The organism is Pseudomonas sp. 14P5.3.2 (assembly GCF_057799175.1).
Genome location: NZ_JBYOKU010000011.1, coordinates 21,916 through 42,367 on the forward strand (window position 1 = coordinate 21,916; position 20,452 = coordinate 42,367).

Sequence of the window (20,452 nt, forward strand, 5' to 3'; positions counted from 1 at the left end):
CTGCTGCGCAGCCCAGCGGGAGCAAGCTCCCTCGCCACAGGGCATGTCACTGAACCAATGTTCAATTGCGCTTGGGCATCATCCGCAACAGGGTGTTATCGCCGACCACATAATGGTGATACAGCCCCGCCAGCGCATGCAGGCCGATCAGCCAGTAGCCGATGTTGCCGATCAACACGTGCCAGTGTTCCACCTGCTTGGCGAAAGCCTTGTCTTCATTGACCAGCAGTGGCAGATCGAAGCCGTAGAACATCACCTGATGCCCCTCGGCGCTGGTGATCAGCCAGCCGAGGATCGGCATGCTGATCATGAACAGGTACAACAGCCAGTGCATCACCCGCGCCAGCAAGGTCTGCCATTGGGGGGACGCCGGGAAGATTTTCGGTGCCGGGCCGATGCTGCGGGCCACCAGACGAAACCACACCAGCACGAACACGGTCAGGCCGAGCATGTAATGCACTTCGCGAATCAGCGAGCGGCCGCCACTGCCCTTGGGAAAGATCCCGCGCAACTCCATGCTGGCATACACCAGGATCAACAGGACCAGCATCAGCCAGTGCAGCAGCACGGACACGGTGCTGTAGCGGGATTCGGAACTTGTCCACGGCATACGGTATTTCCTCACGGATCAGGGTCGCTGCGTGCCGTTCTTGTGCGACGGCATGCTTTAACTGTAATCCGCTTTGACGGATTTGCCTGATGCTGATCGGTCTTTTAATGCGCTGAATCAGGTGTTGTGCTGCTTTTTCATAAAAAAACGCCAGTGTCACGAAGACACTGGCGTTTTTTCTTTTAACGCAGCGGCGATCAGCTCGATTGTGGCATTTCACCGTTGGCCAGGCGCTTGTTGATATCGGCAATCACTTCCGGCAGGTCGCTGATGGTGTCGATCATGTAGTGCGGACGCGAATCGGCGAACAGCGCGTGGATGCGTTTGCGTTCACTGGCCAGTTCGTCGCTGCCCAGCGCACGGTAGCCGGCGTAATCCAGGCCCAGCGCGTTGCCCGAGCAGATCAGCGCCACAGTCCACATCCCGGCGCGACGGCCTTCGAGGATGCCCGGCACGGTGTCGTCGATCTTCACGCAGGCGCCGACGTCGTCGATGCCCAGGGCGATCACGTTGGCCAGCGCCTGAGCAGGCCATGGACGGCCGTTCGGCACTTCGTCGGTGGCCACCACATGATCGGCGACGTAGCCGTTGCTGGCGGCCAGCGCCACGACCTTGTCCATCACCTGTTTCGGATAGCCGGAGCAGGAGCCGATCTTGATCCCTTGCTGGCGCAGGTTGGCGATGGTTTCCAGTGCGCCGGGAATCAGCGCCGAGTGTTCGGCGATCTTTTCGATCTGCAACGGCATGAAGCGGTTGTAGATGGCGGTGACGTCGTCATCGGTCGGGGTGCGGCCGAACGCTTTGCGATAACGCTCGGCCACTTGCGGCTGATCGCACAGGGTGCGGATGTGGTCCCACTTGCCCATGCCCATCGGGCCACGGGCCTCTTCGATGGACACCTGCACGTCGAATTCGGCGAAGGCTTCGACGAAGATCTGCGTTGGCGCGAACGAGCCGAAATCGACCACGGTACCGGCCCAGTCGAGGATGGCGGCTTGCAGCTTGCTTGGGTTGGTGTAGTTCATGGCAATCAATTCCTGAGTTGGCAATACGGTTCAAAACTGTGGGAGCGGGCTTGCTCGCGAAGGCGTTGTGTCAGTCGACATTAATGTTGAATGTTCAACCGCTTTCGCGAGCAAGCCCGCTCCCACAGGGGGATTGGGGTGTTGTTCAGATCTCGAGGACTTCCATCTCGCGCAGCACTTCACCCACTGCCGCGACGGCCTGGCGCATTTCGTCCGGGCTGACGTGGCCGATGCAGCCGACGCGGAAGGTTTCGACCTGAGTCAGTTTGCCGGGGTAGAGGATGTAACCCTTGGCCTTGACCCGTTCGTAGAAGTCCTTGAACTGGTAGCGCGGGTCCTTCGGGGCATGGAAGGTGGCGATGATCGGCGCCTGGATCGCCGCCGGCAGAAAGCTGCGCAGCCCGAGCTTGCCCATCTCTTCCATCAGCGCCTGGCAGTTGGCGGCGTAGCGCGCATGGCGAGCGGGGAGGCCACCTTCTTCGTTGTATTGCAGCAGCGCTTCGTGCAGCGCCGCGACCACATGGGTCGGCGGGGTGAACCGCCACTGACCGGTCTTCTGCATGTAGCTGTGCTGGTCGTACAGGTCCATCGCCAGCGAGTGCGAGTTGCCGGCGGCTGCGGCCAGTGATTCTTTGCGAGCAAAGACGAAACCCATTCCCGGCACGCCCTCCAGACACTTGCCGGAGGCGGCGATCAGCGCGTCGAACGGCACTTTTTGCGCGTCCACCGGCAGTGCGCCGAACGAGCTCATGGCGTCGATGATCAAGCGCTTGCCGTGTTGCGCAACGACGTCAGCGATCTCCGGCAACGGGTTGAGGATGCCGGTGCTGGTTTCGCAGTGAATCAGCGCAACATGGGTGATGTCGCCGTCGGCGCGCAGCAGACGATCGACGTCGGCGGCGGTAGTCGGTTCGTCTTCGGCAGTCTCAAAGGTGCTGAACGAGCGGCCGAGCACTTCGCAGATCTTCGCCAGACGCTTGCCGTAGGCGCCGTTGATCAGCACCAGGACTTTACCGTCACGCGGCACCAGGGTACCGATGGCAGCTTCGACGGCGAAGGTGCCGCTGCCCTGCAACGGCACGCAGTGGTGAGTGGCGGCGCCGTTGAGGATCGCCAGCAGTTGCTCGCAGAGGCTGGCGGTCAGTTGATTGAAGCGGTCATCCCATGACCCCCAGTCGACCATCATTGCCTGGCGGGTGCGCGCCGAGGTGGTCAACGGGCCGGGAGTGAGCAGGATGGGGGCGGCAGTACTCATTCGTGTGTCCTCGCGAAAGCGCTGTGGGATGAAGCTACGGGGCATACGTTGCAATTCGCCGTTGCATCAATCAAATTGTTTGTTGTTATGCCAGCCATCAGTGAGGGTTATTCATGAATCTGTTCCAGCTGCGTGCCTTCGACGCCGTGGCCCGGGAAGGCAGCTTCACCCGCGCCGCCGCGCGCCTGTTTATCAGCCAGCCGGCGGTCACCGGGCATATCAAAGCGCTGGAGGAACACTACCAGATCACCTTGTTGCGCCGAACGGCACGCCGGGTGGAACTGACCGAGGAAGGCACCAAACTGGCGGCGATCACCCGCGCCATGTTCGGTCTGGCCGAGGAGGCGCAGACCATGCTTGAGGCCAACCGCCAGTTGCTCACCGGGCGTCTGGAGGTGGCGGCGGACGGGCCGCACATGGTCATGCCGATGCTCGCCAGCCTGCGCGCACGTTATCCGGGGATCACGGTGAATCTGCGTCTGGGCAATGCGCAGGAAACCCTCGCCGCGCTGCTATCCGAGCATGCGGACGTGGCGGTGTTGACCGAGGTCGAACCGCGCAAGGGCCTGCACCTGCAAGCCTTGAGCGAATCGCGGATCTGCGCGCTGGTGCCCGCCGGGCATACGTGGGCGCAGCGTGCTGGCGAACTAAAACTCAAGGAGCTTGATCAGGTGATCATGGTGCTGCGCGAGCCGAGTTCGATCACCCGGCGCACCTTTGATCAGGCCTGCATGCAGGCGGCGGTGCATCCGCGAGTGTTGCTGGAGCTGGACAGTCGCGAGGCGGTGACCGAAGCGGTGGCGGCGGAGCTGGGGGTAGGTGTGGTGTCTTCGGTGGAGGTCAGCCATGACCCGCGGGTAGTGGCGATTCCGATTGTCGGGGACGGGTTGGTCAATCGGCACATGATCGGGTGCATGGAGCGGCGGCGGGAGTTGCGCTTGATTCAGGCGTTCTTTGGTCTGACGACAGTCTGACAATTCGCGGCGCGTCATTCGCGAGCAAGCTCGCTCCCACAGGTATTGTGGCGTGTACATAATGTGTGAACGACCGAGAACCCTGTGGGAGCGAGCTTGCTCGCGAAGGGGCCAGACCTGTTTACGCAAGGCTCTCGCGTACCATATCGAGAAACGTCGCCACCACCCGCCGCGAACTCTGCTCACGCAAGCACACCAGCGTCTCGGTCAATCGCCGGGTGCAATCGGTAATCGGCAACGCGCAGACTCGCGAATCCGCGCCAAACTCCGCCGCCGACACCACCCCCACACCAATTCCCACCACCACCGCCTCACGCGCGGCTTCCCGGCCCTCGACCTGAATCGCCGGGCGAATACGGAACCCGGCGCGGGCCATTTCTTCTTCCAGGGTCTGCCGGGTCACCGAGCCGTGTTCGCGCAGCACCAGCGGCGTGTCGTCAAGATCGGCCAGGCAGATCGACTCACGCTCGGCCCAGGGGTGATGGCGTGAGACGAACGCCACCATCGGGTCGTTGCGCAGCGGCACGCACAGCAGACGTTCATCGCTGACATCGCGCCCGAGCAGCGCCAGATCGGCCTGATAGTTGAACAGGCGAAACAGCGATTCATCGGTGTTGCCGGTTTCGATCTTCACGCTGATCCCCGGGTAGCGCTCGCAAAACCGCGCGATCTGCGGCAGCACATGCACCGGCGCATCCACTGCCAGAATCAGGCTGCCGGTTTGCAAGGCCCGGGAATCCTGCAGCAACTCCTGTGCTTCAGCCTCGATCACAAACAGCCGTTGGGTAATCGCCAGCAGACGCTCACCGAGATCGGTCAGGCGCACCGAACGCTTGTTGCGGTGAAACAGCAACACGCCAAAGCGTTCCTCGAGTTTGCGCACCTGGTCGGAAATCGCCGGTTGTGTGAGAAAAAGCCGTTCGGCGGCTTTGGTGAAGCTTCCGTGGACAGCCACGGCGTGAAAGGCTTTGAGCTGGGCGTGGGACACCGACATGCAGCCTCCAGTAACAAGCTGAGCTTATGTGTGAAATACGATAAATCGATTTTATTTATTAAACAGTAATTGCTTTGATCCGCTCACGCCATCGCTGCCTGTCTGTTCGGACAGCAGGGTTGGCGATGAGCCTGTGCGTGCAACAACAGGACTCATCTGACCGCTATCGCCATCAGGGATGGGCGCTGGCGCAGTGCTCAACAATAAAAAACACAGGCGTTTACTTAACGATTCTGCCGGCACACTCACACCCTGAGGTCAGAACCACAATGAACAAGCACATCGGCACCATTGCGCGTTGGCGCATGCAGATTTTCGCTGTCACCTGGCTCGCGTACGCCGCTTTCTATTTCACCCGCAAAGCGTTTTCGGTGGCCAAACTGGGCATCGCCGAAGACCCGACCTTCATGCTCGACAAGATGGCCATGGCCAACCTCGATGCAATCTATCTGGCGGCCTACGCCATCGGCCAATTCACCTGGGGCATGCTCGCCGACCGCTTTGGCCCAAGGGTTGTGGTGCTCGGCGGGCTGTTGATTTCCGCGGGTGCGGCACTGGTGATGGGCAGCTTCGCCACGCTGCCGATCTTCGCCACTTGCATGCTGATTCAGGGCCTGGCGCAATCCACCGGCTGGTCGGGGCTGTGCAAGAACCTCGGCAGTTTCTTCCCGGCCGAACAGCGTGGGCGGGTACTCGGTCTGTGGAGTTCCTGCTACGCGTTTGGCGGTCTGGTGGCCTCGCCGTTTGCCGGCTGGTGGGCGTATACGCTGATGGGCACCTGGCACGCGGCGTTCATTTCCAGCGCTGCGGTAGTGGCGGCGGTGGCGGTGCTGTTCTTTATATTCCAGCGCAACAAACCGGAAGACGTCGGCTTGCCAGCGGTGGAGCCGGAGCCGGAATTGAGTGCGGCAGAGACCGAAGCCAACAGCAAACTCAGCGTCTGGGAGCCGTTGAAGGAAATCCTGCGCAACCGCACGGTGCTGGTGCTGGGCCTGGCGTATTTCATGCTGAAACCGGCGCGCTACGCGATTCTGCTGTGGGGCCCGGTGATCGTCTTCGAACAGATGCCCAGTGTCGGCAAGGTCGGCGCGGCGATCATTCCCACCTCGTTCGAACTGGCCGGTTTACTCGGGCCGATCATGATCGGCATGGCCTCGGACAAACTGTTCGGCGCCCGGCGCATGCCGGCCTGCGTCCTCAGCCTGCTGGCGCTGACCGTGACGTTGGCGCTGTTCATGGGCGCGTTGCACACCGGCAGCGTGATGCTGGTGGTGGCGCTGCTGTTTGTCATGGGCCTGACCCTGTACGGGCCGGACTCGATGATCAGCGGCGCGGCGGCGATCGACTTCGGCAAGGCCAAGGCCGGTGCCACTGCGGCCGGTTTCGTCAACGGTTGCGGCTCGGTCGGCGCGGTGCTCGGCGGATTGCTGCCGGGTTACTTCGATTCGGTGACGGTGTTCATCGTCTTCGCCGGCTGCGCATTGTTCTCGGCGCTGGTGCTGATTCCGCACTGGAACAGCCGCCCGGTCGGGGTGATGGAACCGCGCGCGTCCATCCCCAATTGCCCGCTGACCATCAAACCCCTGCGTAACTGAAACCCTTGCCTCGCGGCCTGCTGCGGCGCTCGCGGCAGGCTGTGTCGTGGCCATCTGACTGGAGAATCCCATGCGACCGTTTTGGCTCGAACAGGCCTTGCAGGCCGATCCATCCGCAACGTGCCCACCGCTGCAAGGCGAAGTACGCACTGACGTGTGCATCGTCGGCGGCGGCTACACCGGGTTGTGGACGGCGATCATGCTCAAGCAGCAGAACCCGGAACTCGACGTGCTGCTGATCGAAGCCGACATCTGCGGCGCCGGTGCCAGTGGGCGCAACGGCGGTTGTGCGTTGTCGTGGTCAGCCAAGTATTTCACCCTCGAGCGGCTGTTCGGCGTCGAGGAGGCGGTACGTCTGGTCAAGGAATCCGAGCGCAGCATCCACGCCATCGGCGCGTTCTGCGAACAGTACGGCGTCGAGGCCGATTATCGCCTCGACGGCACGCTGTACACCGCTACAAACAAGGCGCAGGTCGGCTCGACTGACGCAGTGATCGCGGCGCTGGAGCGGCAGGGCATCAACTCATTCACCCAGCGGCCGGTGGCCGATGTGCAGCGCATGGCCGGTTCCGGCAAGCATCTGGAGGGCTGGTTCTCGCCGGCAGCTGCCAGTGTGCAACCGGGTAAACTGGTGCGCGGCCTGCGCCGGGTGGCGTTGCAACTGGGCGTGAAGATCCATGAAAACACTGCGATGACCGGCCTGGAAGAAGGCTGCCCGGCGCGGATTCATACCGCTAACGGCAGGGTGATTGCCGACCGCGTGGTGTTGGCGATGAACGCGTGGATGGCCCGGGCGTTTCCGCAGTTCGAGCGTAGCGTGGCGATTGTTTCCAGCGACATGCTGATCACCGAGCCGCGCCCCGATCTGCTGCAGGACATCGGATTGACCAGCGGCGTTACGGTGCTCGATTCGCGGATTTTCGTGCACTACTACCACAACACGCCGGACGGCCGGATCATGCTCGGCAAGGGTGGCAACACGTTCGCTTTTGGTGGGCGGATGTTGCCGGTGTTTGATCAGCCGTCGCCTTATGCGGATTTGCTCAAGCGCAGTCTTGGGGATTTTTTTCCGGCGTTTGCCGAGGTCAAGGTCGATGCGACCTGGAATGGGCCGTCGGATCGCTCGGTGACCGGGTTGCCGTTTTTTGGGCAGATGAGTGCCAGTGGCAATGTGTTTTATGGCTTTGGATATTCCGGCAGTGGTGTCGGGCCGTGTCACATGGGCGGGCAGATTCTTGCTTCGTTGGTTCAGGGGCTCGATAACCCTTGGACCCGTTCGCCATTGGTGAATGGGCCGTTGGGGTATTTTCCGCCGGAGCCGATTCGGTATCTGGGGTCGTTGATGGTGCGTAATGCGATTCGGCGCAAGGAGCGGGCTGAGGATCATGGGCGGCGGCCGCGGCATCTGGATGTGCGGTTGGCGAGGTTTGCGGCGGCGGCGGGGAAGGCTGACAAGGGGTGATTGGGGGGTGGCGAGCGCTGCGTTCTTTTGGGTTACCGAGTACATATCCGTTTCTGCGGTAACGGCTTCTTATGGTTTCGCTCTTACAGCGACTCACTTTTCCAGACGCCGAAAAGTAAGCAAAAGGCTTGGCCCCGGCGTACGGCCCTCGCTTAGGCTCGGGTTCCTTCGTTGCGGGGTTCATCCGGGGGCATCGCCTCCGGTTTGCTTCGCTGCACCTCCTCTCGATGTGTTTGGCTGCGCCAAACGTCGCTGCGCTCCCACCCCCGGATAAACCCCTCCACTCAGCCTGCCGAAGGGGCCGGCACGGCAAGATCAAGGGCTTTCGGCGAGCTGACACTCGGCCATGAGTGGTGAAAAGCATGCGCTTGGCTTTAGCTCTTCTGTGGGAGCTGGCTTGCCAGCGATGGCGGCCTACGAGCCGACCAATCTCTAACTGCCCGCACCCAATCCAACTGTAGGAGTGAGCCTGCTCGCGATAGCGCCCTCCCAGCCAACCAGGTTCCGGCCGCTGTACTCATTTCAATCTCTGCAGCGCTTACGGATCGGCGCCATGGAGCAGCCAATCGAGCAACAGGCTGCTGTCGCGCGGTGGCGGCGTTTGGGTCGGTGGCGCGGGCCGCGGGTTGGCGAGGCAGAGGATCGGTCGATCCGGGTCGCTGTCGAGGAAGCTCACCCACACCTCACTGCCGGCGCGGGGCAATTGGTGGGCGGCGAGTTGGCCGGCGCCGGTTAGCGCGATCGGCAGCCACAGGCATGCAGACTCAGTGGTCTGCGCCGGCCAGAGGCTGACGCCGATGCGCCCGCGATCGTCCAGTGGCGCTGGCTGGCCGGGCGATCCCAGCACTTGCGCCAGGTGATAGCCGCCGATGTTCGGACGTGGCTGTGCCAGAGGCGGGCGGAAATCGCTCGACCAAGGCAGGGCAGTAAAGTCGTTTTGGTAGCGATGCACACCCGTTGTTGGATCAAGAATCGAAGGGTGCTGGCCTTGATGGTGCAGTTCGGTGATCAGCCATTGTTCGTTGAAGGCATTGATCGGGTGTCCGCTGATCTGCAACAGATGGCCGCTGCGCAGTGCGCTGCAATCGCAGCAGCCCCGGATCGTGCGCGACTGGCAGCGCTGGCGCTGCAGGTGACGACGGCTGCGTTGTTCGGCGTGGCGCTGTTCGCCCGACAGGTTCAACGGTGTGAGCGCGGGCACGGGGTGGTTGGCCGCGTCTGCGGCGCTGATCTCCTGGCCCCGGTTGCGAATGCTGTGCGCGGCCATGACGGGGGTCGCGTCATGGCGTTGCAACAGGGTGCTGATGCGCGGCGACGGCGTGTCGTCGGTCACGGCAAACGGCACGGGCAATGGTTCCTGCGGCAGGCTCAGGTTGTCATCGGCAAACACCACGACATGCCCCTGCGGGCGATGTTCGAAGTGATAGTGAATGCCTTCCTCCTCACACAGTCGTTGCATGAAGGCCAGGTCGCTTTCCTCGAACTGAAGGCAAAATTCCCTTGGTGGGTATTGGCCGACGCTCATCTCGATCCGGTAACTGTCCGCCGGCAGTTCATGTTCGCCGAGCAATTGCGCGAGGATCGCCGGCACACTCGCTTGCACGAAGACCCGGCGCCGCGGCGACTGCTCCAGACTCAGCAGAGGCGGGACCAGCGTCAGCCGGTAGCCGATACGGTGGCTGGCGCGATGTTCGCAACTGACACTGTGGATCAGGCCATGAATCCCGTGATCGACGCCCAGACGCAGGAACGCTGGTTGGCGCAGCAGGCTTCCCGGCGGCAGGGCGGGGGCCAGACCGATCACGTCAATCTCGAAACGAAAAGGCTGATTCAGTGCTTCCTTGCCGCTGAAACGCAGCACCGGCAGGCACAGTTGGCCGTCACTCAGGGTCAGGGTGAAAGGGCTTTCCTTGTCATTGAGCATTCGTACGGGCTCTGTGGGGCAATACGGACGGCAGAGGGTACGAAAACGCGAGCACGAATGGTCATGGCTAGTGTGGTTTTCAGAATCGCCCTACAAGGTGTGGTGAAGATGTCGATTCAACAATGAATATTTTTGGTCGATTGCCAACTTTAGGCCGTATAAACTTGGCGCCACGCGTCGGCCAATAGATGTCTCGGCGCCACAGATCAAGAGAGTGAGTAATGGGCGCACAGTGGAAGGTTAAACACAAAGAAGCGGCAGCCAACGCCAAGGGCAAGATCTTCGGCAAACTGGTGAAAGAAATCACCATCGCTGCCCGCAACGGTGCCGATACCGCCACCAACGCACACCTGCGTCTGGTGGTCGAACAGGCCAAGAAAGCTTCGATGCCCAAGGAAACCCTGGACCGCGCCATCAAGAAAGGCGCCGGCCTGCTGGGCGAAACCGTGCAGTACCACCGCGTGACGTACGAAGGTTTCGCGCCGCATCAGGTTCCGTTGATCGTCGAGTGCGTCACCGACAACATCAACCGCACCGTCGCAGAAATTCGCGTGGCCTTCCGTAAGGGCCAACTGGGTGCTTCCGGTTCGGTGGCCTGGGATTTCAACCACGTCGGCATGATCGAAGCTGCGCCGGACACCCCGGACGCCGATCCGGAAATGGCCGCGATCGAGGCCGGTGCCCAGGACTTCGAACCGGGTGAAGAGGGCGCGACCCTGTTCCTGACCGATCCGACCGACCTCGACGCCGTACAGAAGGCCCTGCCTGAGCAAGGTTTCACTGTGCTGTCGGCCAAACTCGGCTACCAGCCGAAGAACCCGGTCAGCGGCCTGAGTGCCGAGCAGATGGCTGAAGTCGAAGCGTTCCTCGAAGGCCTCGACAACCATGACGATGTGCAGGACATGTTTGTTGGTCTGGCGGGCTGATCTGTTGCAAAGATAACTGTGGCGAGGGAGCTTGCTCCCGCTCGGCTGCCCAGCAGTCGTTGTTTTTGGGACGGCTTTGCCGTCCAGCGGGAGCAAGTGCCCTCGCCACAGGATTTGCGTCAGTTACAGCTTTTCCAGCACCCCGATCACTTCGCTGAACCCCGGTCGCGCCAGCACATCCGGCTGACAGCAACGCTGTTCCAGCGCTTGCAGCCGCTCGCGCCGCTCATCGCTCAGCCCCGAGTCGATGCGCGCCAGCAATTCCCCGAGCAGAATCCCGAACGCCCGCACTTCGATGCGTTGCAGCGCCCGGGTTTCCAGGTTGTCGGTGGTGGCATGGAACGACGCCGCGCCGAAATCCCCCAGCAAGCAATCGCCCTGATCGTTCAACAGAATGTTGTGGCCGTAGAGATCGCCGTGGGTGATGCCCTGTTGATGCAGGTGTTCAGCCGCCGAAGCGATGCCTTGGGCAATGTTCAACGCCACCTCTGCACTGAACCGGCAATCCTCGGCATACACATCCCGCGAGCAACTGGCCAGGCTTGGCAATGCCGCGAGGTTACGGAAGCTCGGATCGATCAGTTGCATCACCAGGCCATGTTGGCCGTCAGGATGATCGTGAATGCGGCCCTCCACGCGAATCAGGTTCGGGTGCAGGCCGGCGGTGATGCAGGCGTTCATCTCGTGCAGCGGCGACCCGTCGCTGGTCATTTCACCTTTATAGAGCTTCACCGCGACCGGCACCTGCGAGCCGTCGGCCCGCTGCCACAATGCCCGGGAAATCACCCCCGAAGCGCCTTCGCCCAAGCGTTGCTCCAGACGCAGCGCCGACCAGTCGATCAGCGGCGTGGCTTCCAGCGCGGCGGCGTCGGCTTCGGTTTCCAGCGGATTACCGGCATAGGCCAGCCAGGTCAGGCTTGGCAGGGTCAGCAACCATTGCGGCAGTTCGCGCAAGCGGTTGGCGGCGATGCGGATCAGCTCCAGACGGTGACATTGGCTCATCGACGCTGGCAGCGTTTGCAGGCGATTGCCGGCCAGCAGCAGTTTTTGCAGGTAAGGACGCTCACCCAGCTCGGTCGGCAGGGTTTCGATGCAGTTGTCGGTCAGGATCAACCAGCGCAGCAGCGGCGGCAGTGCTGCGCCCGGCACGTGGCTGATGCGGTTGGCCTTGAAGCCGATCATCGTCAGCGTCGTACATTGGCCGACACAGGCTGGTACCTCGGTGAAGTGGTTATCCGAGCAAAACAGAATGCGCATTCGGGTCAGGCGATGCAGGTCGTCGGGCAGGCTGCTCAAGGCATTGCCGCTGAGGTTGAGTACCTCCAGCGTGTCGGCCAGCTCGAAAATTTCGCGGGGAAACTCGGTCAGACCGCAGGACAGATCAAGCCGGGTAATGCCCGACAACTCGCCGGCGCGCAATTGAGCAAGGGTGTGCATGTAGGTGTTCACTGTCCAGGGAAAGAAGCGCCGAGCGCTCGGAATGGGCGACATGATAACGGCAATGGCTGGATTTGCACTGAAGAACACTCTGATCCTCTGTGGGAGCGAGCTTGCTCGCGAAGGCGTCCTGTCAGTTAGTGATTTGTCACTGACACTCCGCTTTCGCGAGCAAGCCCGCTCCCACAATGGTGATCAATGGGCTCAGTGGATTTCCTGCAACTGCCCCAAACGGCTGCGGGTCCGGGCCAGGTCGATGGCATTGCCGCCGAGCGCCTCGCGCAGTGGCAGGCGGCTGAGCAGAGTCAGGTGTTTGTCCTGGTCGTAGAGCACGTCGATCAGGTTGATGAAGCGTTGTTGCGCGGCGATCGAGCACTCATCCAGTTCCGGCAGGTCGTCGATGATCCAGCGGTCGAAGCGCCGACACAGTTCCAGATAATCCATCACCGCCGTCGCTTGCTCACACACATCGTTGAACGTGAAGCCGACGGTGCGGCCCTCGCACAGACGTGCCTGAAAGTGCCGGGTGCCCACCGGCAAGGCAATGGCCGGCGCACCCTGCGGCGGCAGGTTCAAGGCCTGGCGCTGGGTCGCGGTGGCCGGCCACACATAGTGGCCTTGAGTGAACAACTGATGCGCATGATTGCTCGCCTGACTGCGGTAATCGTGGGGACCGCCGACTTCCATGACCTGCATTCGCGCGTTGATCAAATCGATCACCGGTTTGAAACGCGCGTGATAGAGCGGGTTGGGCAGCAAGCCTTCCGGCGGATAGTTGGAGGTTACCAGCAACAGAATGCCGCGCTGGAACAAGGCCTTGAACAGGCGGGTAATGAGCATCGCATCGCCGATGTCATGCACATGAAATTCGTCGAAACACAGAACCCGGCAATCGTCCAACAGCTCGTCGAGGGTGACGGCGAGGGCATCGTCCTGTTCGCGATGGTCGAACATGCCCTGATGCAGCCGGGCGAAGAACGCATGGAAATGCACACGCTGCTTCTGCGCGGTCGGCAGTGCCTGGAAAAAACCGTCGAGCAGCCAGCTCTTGCCGCGTCCGACCGCACCATGCAGGTACAGGCTCGGCGGCGTTTGCGCGCTGGCGCCGAACAACAGGCTGGCCTGCTGTGCCATGCAATCAATCACCCGCTGCTGGCTGTGGCTGAGGGTGTAACCCTGACCATGGGCCTTTTGCCGGAAGTATTCGTGGATCGAGCGGGCAATGGCGTCATGCCCGGCGTTGGCTGGCCTGCCTTTGGCGAACCAGCGGCGCAACGCCGACCAGCGCGGGGCCAGTGGCGATCGTTTGGGCGCTCGAGAGGGCACTGTGCAGTCACTCCGTGTTCATCAGACCGGCGCCCGGGAGCGCGGCGACGTAGTGTAACCAGAGGCTGCGCCGAGCTTCCATCGCGGTTCGTCGACTGTGGGCGATAACTGAACAACTTTGTGCGGGGCGTATAGCTTTTTTCAGCGATGTAATTCGCCGTGTTGCCAAACTTTCGAAACATATCCCGGCAGATCCATGGATCCAATCGACTGGCGGATTCGTCGACCGTTGCTAACCTGAAACACAGTAACGTCATCCGGGTGGTCCCTCACAAGGAATGAGGCAGTGATTACACGTGTGGTGGTGGCCCTGCTCGGGTGGCTTGGGGGCTCGGTGTACGCGGCGGAGCTTCAGGTCGAGGTTCGCGTTGATGTGCAGCGCGGTTGCCAGTTGATCGGCCAGCAGCGCGAGGCGGGTATCGAACAACTGGGCGTACTGGATTTCGGCAGCGCGGCGCGCCTCGATGATCCGGCCGGTCCACTGGGTGCGGCGCTGACCAACCAGCGCTTGCCGCGCCTGGAGTGCAACCCCGACACGCCGTATCAACTGCGTGTCGACGGCGGTCTGCATGGCGGGGTCGGCGAGGTTCGCTATCTGGTGGGGGCGGCGGGGAGCCAACCGATTCCTTACCGGCTGTATCAGGACGCGGCGCGGCGGGTGCCGCTGGTGGTGGACGTGCCGGTCAGCGGTCGGGTGCCGGACACCGGAACGGTGGAGTTGCCGCTGTATGGGCGAATCGAGCGCCTGGCGCAGGTGCCACAGGTCAGTCGGTATTCGGATCTGGTCAAAGTCACCGTGACGTGGTGATGACACGATTTCAGGCAATCCGCTGGAGGCGGGTTGCGCAGGGAAGGGGCGTTCAATGATGAACGCGAGTTTCGCAGGCATCCTGAAGGAGTAGGAAGGGCGCAATGACAGGCAAACACTGGATGGTCATCGCCACGGCTACGCTGCTGTTGCTCGCTGACGACGCACAGGCGGCGGTGAGTGGGCAGATACATGCGCGGCTGATCCTGATTGCCGGGTGCGAAGTCACCAACGGATCCAATCCTGGAACCCCGGTCGGCAATCTCGGCTCCCTCGATTTCGGGCTGCAGGGGCCGACCTGGACTGCGCCGATCAAGGCCAGTCTCGACGCTGACAGCAGCGGCAGACTCAATGTTGCCTGCAACCCATCGGTCACCGGTTTCACCGTCACCATCAACGGTGGTACCCACGGTGATGGCAATACCCGGCGCCTGAGCAATGGTCGCCAGACCATCCCTTATCAACTCTATCTGGATGCTTCCGGCAGCCAGAGCTACAGCATTGGCCAACAGCACAATTTCGCTGTCACCAGCGGTGCGCAGATACCCATCCCGGTATTTGGCTCGGTGGTGGCGAATACCCGCGCGGTTCCGGCAGGGGTCTATACCGACACCCTGACGGTGACGCTCGACTGGTAACCCCGTAGAGGACGGACACCATGCGCAAGTTTGCATCAAGGATAGGTTTGTCATTGCTCGGCCTGACGCTGGTTTCCAGTGCCAATGCCGCCACCACCGTTACTGGCCAGATCACTTCCAGCCTGATCCTGACCAGCAGTTGTCAGGTCAACGGAGCCGGGGGCACCACCGGGCTGAACTTCGGTGCGTTGAACTTCGGTACCGCCAACAGCCTGTTCACCACCGCCACCGGACAGGTGTTGGGCGGTGGCGGCGGAGCGCTGTCGATTCTGTGTTCCAGTGGCACCACACCTACGGTCACGGTAGGCGCGGGTGCCAATGACGGAAAATCGACGGGGGGCGCCCGGGCACTGTACGACGGCGTCGCCAATTACGTGCCGTACGACTTGTACACCGACTCCGGGTTCTCGACGCTGCTGCCCGTCAACGGCACGATCAATCTGGCTCCCAGCACCGGTACGGCGCAGACGGTGAATATCTACGGTCAGGCCAAAGGCAAGGCTGGTTTGCCGGCCGGAACCTACACCGACACCATCGCCGTGCAACTGACGTTCTGATGCCATGCGCCGTCAGCTCTGCGCCGCGCTGCTCCTGCTCTGTGCGGGCAGTGTGCCGCTGCCGCTGGGGGCGGCGACCAGCCAGAGCTTTCAGGTCAGCGCCACCATCACGCCGGGGTGCCTGGTGGTCGGCGGAGTGTCGAATTACGGCGGGCTGAATTTCGGTTCGCACTCGGCCCTGGCCACTGGCACGGTGCAAGTCGCACTGACCGGGGGCGTGCAGCTGCAATGCACGCCCGGAGTGACATTGAACATGAGCGTCGATGGCGGCCAGTACAACAGCAGCGGCCGCCATATGCAGATCAACAGCGGCAGTGCGCGGGTGGCTTACGCGCTGTTTCGTGATGCGGCTTACAGCCAGAGCCTGGGCATCGGTCAGAGCGTGGCGGTGGCCTACAGCGATGCGAACAACATCAGCCTGCCGATTTACGGTCAGGTGCAATTGCCGGGCAATCAGCCTGGGGGGACGTATAGCGACGTGTTGCAGGTGCAGCTGTCGTGGTGAGTAGACGTTTGGATGGCCGACAAGGAGCAGGTTCATGGGGGCAGTTACGTCACGGCATTGGGTTGTACGGTGCGCGATGCTGGCACTGGTCATGCTCGGGGGCGGCAGTGCGCAGGCCGCCAGTTCGGTGTTGATCTGGCCGATCGATCCGGTGCTGGAAGCCGATCAACAGGCCAGTGCGTTGTGGCTGGAAAACCGTGGCACGGAAACCGCCAACCTGCAGATCCGTGTGTTCGGCTGGAGCCAGACCGGCTTTGAGGAGCAATACCAGAACCAGCGCGACGTGATCGGCAGCCCACCGGTGGCGAAGATCGAACCGGGGCAGAAACAACTGGTGCGTCTGACCCGAACCAAGGATGTGCCACCGGGGCAGGAACTGGCCTACCGGATCATCATCGACGAAATCCCTTCCGCTCAGCCGCCGGCTGCCGAGGGCGGCAAAACTGCGGCGGCGATCCGCTTCCAGATGCGCTATTCGGTGCCGTTGTTTGTTTACGGCGCGGGGCTGTGGAGCAAGGAGGACAGCACGCGCCCGCGTGATCCCAAAGGTATCGGTGTGCCGCAGCTGAGCTGGCGCACGGTGGCGGTGGACGGTCGGCCGTACGTCGAGGTGCGCAACCAGGGCGCGGTACACGCGCGGCTGACCGACGTGGCAATCAAACAAGGTGGGCAAAGCAAGCCATTGGCCGAGGGGCTGCTGGGGTATGTCCTGCCGGGCGCGGTGATGCGCTGGCCGGCACCGGGGCCGTTGGCGAGCGAGTCGGCGTTGCAGGTGCGGGTCAATGGCGGGGCGCAGGTGCAGAGCATTGCGCCGGGACGCTGAACAAGGAGCCAATGCCGAGTAGACTTTTGTGGCGAGGGAGCTTGCTCCCGCTGGGTTGCGAAGCACCCCCAAGTCAGGCGAGCGCGCAGTGTCAGGTAGTCCGCATAAACACTTCTGACGACGGCTGCGCCGCCGAGCGGGAGCAAGCTCCCTCGCCACAATGAATTGCATCGTGTCGTCAATAAACCAGAGAAAGATAACTGGCTCAGGCAAGAGTGGCATCAGGAGGATCAAGTCCATTGACGGACGTAAAGCGTGTATGAGCCCGGGATGGGTTCGTCGTATTCAGCGTCCGTTGTGGCTCATCGGCGGCGCCTGTTGCCTGATGTTCGTTCAACCATCCGGGGCCGGTGAATTGCCGCCGCCTCCCAGCGGCATGGAGGCCGTGAGTGATGCACAGCTGTTTCTGGAGTTGGTGGTCAATCAGATGAATACCGGGCGGGTGGTGGCGGTGCAGCAGCGCGACGGGCGGCTGTTCCTGCCGACCAGTGCGCTGCAGGAAACCGGCATGAAGCTGCCGGACAATGTGGGGGCTGAAGTCGATCTCGACAGTCTGCCGGGCTTGCACAGTGATTACGACAGCGTCGGCCAGCGCCTGCTGCTCGATGTGCCGCCGCAGTGGCTGCCAGAGCAATTGATCGGCAATCGGCAGAACTACCCGCGCACCCCGGCCCTGAGCAGTTTTGGCGCGCTGCTCAACTATGACCTGTACCTCAATGACACCGACGATGGCGGCACCTATCTGGCGGCGTGGAACGAGGTACGGCTGTTCGACAGCTGGGGCACCTTGTCCAACACCGGGCAATACCGACGCACCTTGTCCGGCGATGCCGCCAGCACGCTGAACAACGGGTATCTGCGCTATGACAGCACCTGGCGCTATTCCGATGACGAACGCATGCTCACCTACGAGGCAGGTGACGTGATCAGCGGCGCTTTGCCCTGGAGCAATTCGGTGCGTCTGGGTGGTGTGCAGTTTTCCCGGGATTTTGCCGTGCGCCCGGACCTGGTGACCTATCCGCTGCCGCAATTTGCCGGTGAAGCGGCGGTGCCATCCTCCGTGGACCTTTTCATCAACGGCTACAAGTCCAGCAGTACCGATCTGCAACCGGGGCCGTACACGTTGACCAACATTCCGTTCATCAACGGTGCCGGCGAAGCTGTGGTGGTGACCACCGACGCGCTGGGTCGGCAGGTCTCGACCACGGTGCCGTTCTACGTCACCAGCAGCCTGCTGCAAAAAGGCCTGAGCGATTTCTCGGTGGCCGCCGGTACCTTGCGCCGCGACTACGGCTTGAAAGATTTCAGCTACGGCACCGGGGTATCTTCCGGCAGCCTGCGTTACGGCGTCAGTGACAGCTTCACCCTGGAAAGCCACGCCGAAGCGGCTGACTCGCTGACCCTCGGCGGGATTGGCGGCAACTTGCGCCTGGGCAATTTCGGTGTACTCAACAGCGCGGTCAGCCAAAGCCGCTTCGACGGCGACGGCGGCCAGCAATTGAGCCTCGGTTATCAGTACAGCAGCCAACGCTACAGCTTTTCCTATCAACGCCTGCAACGTCGCGACCAATACGCCGACCTGAGCGTGATCGACAGCCCTTACATCAGCCTCAGTCGGCGCAGCGAGCAGGCGACCCTGAGTGTCAGTCTCGACCGCTGGGGGAGCCTGGGCGCCGGTTATTTCGATGTGCGCGCGGCGGACGATTCACGCACGCGGTTGCTCAACCTGAGCTGGAGCAAAGCACTGTGGCGCAACAGCAGCGTCTATCTGTCGGCCAACCGCGAGATTGGCGACAGCAATTGGGCGGTGCAGGCGCAACTGGTGATTCCGTTCGATCTGCGCGGCAGCCTGGCGATCAGCAGCGAGCGCAGCAAGACCGGGCAGAGTCAGCAGCGGGTCAACTACAGCCGCTCGGTGCCGACTGAGGGCGGAGTCGGCTTCAATCTGGGTTACGCCAAGGGTGATGGCGCGGATTATCGTCAGGCCGACGTGACCTGGCGTCTGCAATCGGTGCAATTGCAGGCCGGTGTCTATGGCACTTCTGAGGCTGAAACCCGCTGGGCCGACGCCAGTGGCTCGCTGGTGTGGATGGACCGGCAAGTGTTCGCCGCCAATCGCATCGATGACGCGTTTGTAGTGGTCAGCACCGACGGTTTCGCCGATATTCCGGTGCGCTACGAAAACCAGCAGGTCGGTCAGACCGATAAAAACGGTCACTTGCTGGTGCCGTGGAGTAGCGCCTACTACCGTGGCAAATACGAAATCGATCCGCTGAATTTGCCCGCCAACGTGCGCAGCCCCAATGTCGAACAGCGCATTGCCGTTCGCCGTGGCAGCGGCTATCTGTTGGAGTTTCCACTGACGCGGGTGGTTGCCGCGAGCATCGTGCTGGTGGATGCGCAGCAACGCGAACTGCCTTTGGGGGCGGGTGTGCTGCACGAACAGAGCGGTACGCGCACGGTGGTGGGCTGGGATGGTCTGGTCTATCTGGAAAACCTGCAGGCACAGAATTCGTTGCAGGTGACATTGGCCGACGGCAAGACCTGCAAGGCCCGATTCGACGTGGATACCCAGCAAAGCCAAGTGCCGCTGATCGGCCCGCTGGTGTGCCAATGATCGGTGCCCGAGTCTGCCTTTGTCTGGCGTTGCTGCTGCCGGGGGCGGCGCAGGCCCTGTGCTCGGTGGTCAGCACCACGCCGGCAGCGTTCGGTTCGATCAGCTCGATTGCCGTGCGCACCACGACGCAGCCCAGTTCCACGCTCAACGCCGGGTTGAGTTGTACCGGTTCGCTGCTGTCATTGCTGACCAGCAACGATCATTTCTACGCCACCATCACTTCGACCCAGAGCGGCTTGCTCGGGCCGACCGGCGACGTCATCGGCTACACGATCTACGCCAACAACAGCACCAGTTATCCGGTGACTCGCGGCACCGCCTATGACTTCGCGCGCAACGGCATCATTGACGCCTTGGGACTGCTCACTGGCACGACCCCAAAAACCGTGCCGCTGTATCTGGGTACGACCATTGGCAGCAATGTCGCCGCCGGGGTCTATACGGAAACCCTGAGCATTTTCTGGAACTGGAATTACTGCTCCGGGATCGGTATCGGCAGTGTTTGTCTGGGGCGCGACATCAATAGTGGTACCGCGACCTTGACCGTGAACCTGACCGTGTCCAACGACTGTACGATTACCGCGCCGAACATTGCCTTCGGCAGCGCACCGGTGATCAGCGCCTTTACCCCGGTGACCGGGCAGACGATCAATCTGGCCTGTACCAAGGGCAGTGCCTACACGGTCGGTTTGAGCGACGGGCAGAATCCGCTCAGTGTCGGCGGGCGACGACGGATGATTTCCGGGAGCAATTATCTGGCCTACGACATCTTCAAAAGCGCCGGCACCACTCGTTGGGGCAGTGTCGGCAGTGCGCGCCGCTCCAGTACCGATGCCGAGGTCAATCCGGGGAATGGCTTGGGCACGGGAAGTCAGATCTTCAATTACAACGCCAAGATCTACACCGACCAGACCACGCCGCCGGCGGGGACGTATCTGGATAATGTGGTGCTCGATGTAGGCTTCTGAATCATACG

The 20,452-nt window shown here is 62.1% G+C and carries 18 protein-coding genes; 11 read left to right on the plus strand and 7 right to left on the minus strand.

Annotated elements, in window-relative coordinates; translation table 11 throughout:
• Nucleotides 1–61: 61 nt before the first annotated feature.
• The 3 genes from AC27VU_RS11375 to AC27VU_RS11385 form a co-directional block, all read right to left on the minus strand.
• Nucleotides 62–610 (minus strand): cytochrome b, encoded by a 549-nt coding sequence (locus AC27VU_RS11375; protein ID WP_103486576.1) that lies wholly within the window; start codon nucleotides 608–610, stop codon nucleotides 62–64.
• A gap of 197 nt (nucleotides 611–807) precedes the next feature.
• Nucleotides 808–1,635: a phosphonoacetaldehyde hydrolase gene (phnX, locus tag AC27VU_RS11380; RefSeq protein ID WP_103486577.1), complete on the minus strand. Its 828-nt coding sequence runs from the start codon at nucleotides 1,633–1,635 to the stop codon at nucleotides 808–810.
• Between the two features lie 145 nt (nucleotides 1,636–1,780).
• Complete coding sequence (locus AC27VU_RS11385) at nucleotides 1,781–2,890, minus strand: 2-aminoethylphosphonate--pyruvate transaminase (protein WP_488724090.1); 1,110 nt, start codon at nucleotides 2,888–2,890, stop codon at nucleotides 1,781–1,783.
• A 113-nt stretch (nucleotides 2,891–3,003) separates the two neighbouring features.
• Here AC27VU_RS11385 and AC27VU_RS11390 point away from each other — a divergent pair, with 113 nt between their 5' ends.
• Nucleotides 3,004–3,864 carry a LysR substrate-binding domain-containing protein gene (locus AC27VU_RS11390; RefSeq protein ID WP_338801383.1) on the plus strand — a complete coding sequence of 287 codons (861 nt, stop codon included), beginning with the start codon at nucleotides 3,004–3,006 and terminating at the stop codon, nucleotides 3,862–3,864.
• Nucleotides 3,865–3,985: 121 nt separating this feature from the next.
• On the opposite strand, the gene AC27VU_RS11395 is transcribed toward AC27VU_RS11390, so the two are convergent.
• Nucleotides 3,986–4,858 (minus strand): LysR family transcriptional regulator, encoded by an 873-nt coding sequence (locus AC27VU_RS11395; protein WP_201138171.1) that lies wholly within the window; start codon nucleotides 4,856–4,858, stop codon nucleotides 3,986–3,988.
• Nucleotides 4,859–5,127: 269 nt separating this feature from the next.
• On the opposite strand from AC27VU_RS11395, the gene AC27VU_RS11400 reads away from it, so the two are divergent.
• Together AC27VU_RS11400 and AC27VU_RS11405 are read left to right on the plus strand one after the other, a co-directional pair.
• Nucleotides 5,128–6,453: an MFS transporter gene (locus AC27VU_RS11400; protein ID WP_003223657.1), complete on the plus strand. Its 1,326-nt coding sequence runs from the start codon at nucleotides 5,128–5,130 to the stop codon at nucleotides 6,451–6,453.
• A gap of 70 nt (nucleotides 6,454–6,523) precedes the next feature.
• Nucleotides 6,524–7,915: an FAD-dependent oxidoreductase gene (locus tag AC27VU_RS11405; RefSeq protein WP_488724091.1), complete on the plus strand. Its 1,392-nt coding sequence runs from the start codon at nucleotides 6,524–6,526 to the stop codon at nucleotides 7,913–7,915.
• 538 nt (nucleotides 7,916–8,453) lie between these two features.
• Here the strand turns inward: AC27VU_RS11405 and AC27VU_RS11410 are convergent.
• Entirely contained in the window at nucleotides 8,454–9,839 is a 1,386-nt protein-coding gene (locus AC27VU_RS11410) for a type VI secretion system Vgr family protein (protein ID WP_488724092.1), read from the minus strand.
• Nucleotides 9,840–10,060: 221 nt separating this feature from the next.
• Here AC27VU_RS11410 and AC27VU_RS11415 point away from each other — a divergent pair, with 221 nt between their 5' ends.
• On the plus strand, nucleotides 10,061–10,765 hold the full coding sequence (locus AC27VU_RS11415) for a YebC/PmpR family DNA-binding transcriptional regulator (RefSeq protein ID WP_003223660.1): 705 nt from the start codon (nucleotides 10,061–10,063) through the stop codon (nucleotides 10,763–10,765).
• Between the two features lie 123 nt (nucleotides 10,766–10,888).
• Here AC27VU_RS11415 and AC27VU_RS11420 read toward each other — a convergent pair whose 3' ends face one another.
• A complete protein-coding gene (locus tag AC27VU_RS11420) occupies nucleotides 10,889–12,202 on the minus strand; it encodes a protein kinase (RefSeq protein ID WP_488724093.1) in 1,314 nt (437 codons plus the stop codon).
• Between the two features lie 204 nt (nucleotides 12,203–12,406).
• The gene (gene zapE, locus AC27VU_RS11425) at nucleotides 12,407–13,528 is read right to left on the minus strand and encodes a cell division protein ZapE (RefSeq protein ID WP_003223664.1); all 1,122 of its coding nucleotides are present in this window, start codon (nucleotides 13,526–13,528) and stop codon (nucleotides 12,407–12,409) included.
• A gap of 286 nt (nucleotides 13,529–13,814) precedes the next feature.
• On the opposite strand from zapE, the gene AC27VU_RS11430 reads away from it, so the two are divergent.
• The 7 genes from AC27VU_RS11430 to AC27VU_RS11460 all read left to right on the plus strand — a co-directional run bounded on the left by AC27VU_RS11430 (nucleotide 13,815) and on the right by AC27VU_RS11460 (nucleotide 20,444).
• Nucleotides 13,815–14,336: a Csu type fimbrial protein gene (locus tag AC27VU_RS11430; protein WP_473019285.1), complete on the plus strand. Its 522-nt coding sequence runs from the start codon at nucleotides 13,815–13,817 to the stop codon at nucleotides 14,334–14,336.
• A gap of 104 nt (nucleotides 14,337–14,440) precedes the next feature.
• Nucleotides 14,441–14,974: a Csu type fimbrial protein gene (locus AC27VU_RS11435; RefSeq protein WP_488724094.1), complete on the plus strand. Its 534-nt coding sequence runs from the start codon at nucleotides 14,441–14,443 to the stop codon at nucleotides 14,972–14,974.
• Nucleotides 14,975–14,994: 20 nt separating this feature from the next.
• The gene (locus tag AC27VU_RS11440) at nucleotides 14,995–15,531 is read left to right on the plus strand and encodes a Csu type fimbrial protein (protein ID WP_003223669.1); all 537 of its coding nucleotides are present in this window, start codon (nucleotides 14,995–14,997) and stop codon (nucleotides 15,529–15,531) included.
• Between the two features lie 4 nt (nucleotides 15,532–15,535).
• Nucleotides 15,536–16,036 (plus strand): Csu type fimbrial protein, encoded by a 501-nt coding sequence (locus AC27VU_RS11445; RefSeq protein ID WP_003223672.1) that lies wholly within the window; start codon nucleotides 15,536–15,538, stop codon nucleotides 16,034–16,036.
• 34 nt (nucleotides 16,037–16,070) lie between these two features.
• Entirely contained in the window at nucleotides 16,071–16,859 is a 789-nt protein-coding gene (locus AC27VU_RS11450) for a fimbrial biogenesis chaperone (RefSeq protein WP_488724095.1), read from the plus strand.
• Between the two features lie 259 nt (nucleotides 16,860–17,118).
• Nucleotides 17,119–19,476, plus strand: coding sequence for a fimbria/pilus outer membrane usher protein (locus tag AC27VU_RS11455; protein WP_488724096.1), 2,358 nt, complete (start codon nucleotides 17,119–17,121; stop codon nucleotides 19,474–19,476).
• Nucleotides 19,473–20,444, plus strand: a complete 972-nt coding sequence (locus AC27VU_RS11460; RefSeq protein ID WP_488724097.1) for a Csu type fimbrial protein — start codon at nucleotides 19,473–19,475, stop codon at nucleotides 20,442–20,444. The genes AC27VU_RS11455 and AC27VU_RS11460 overlap by 4 nt, the downstream gene beginning before the upstream one ends.
• Nucleotides 20,445–20,452 lie beyond the last annotated feature (8 nt).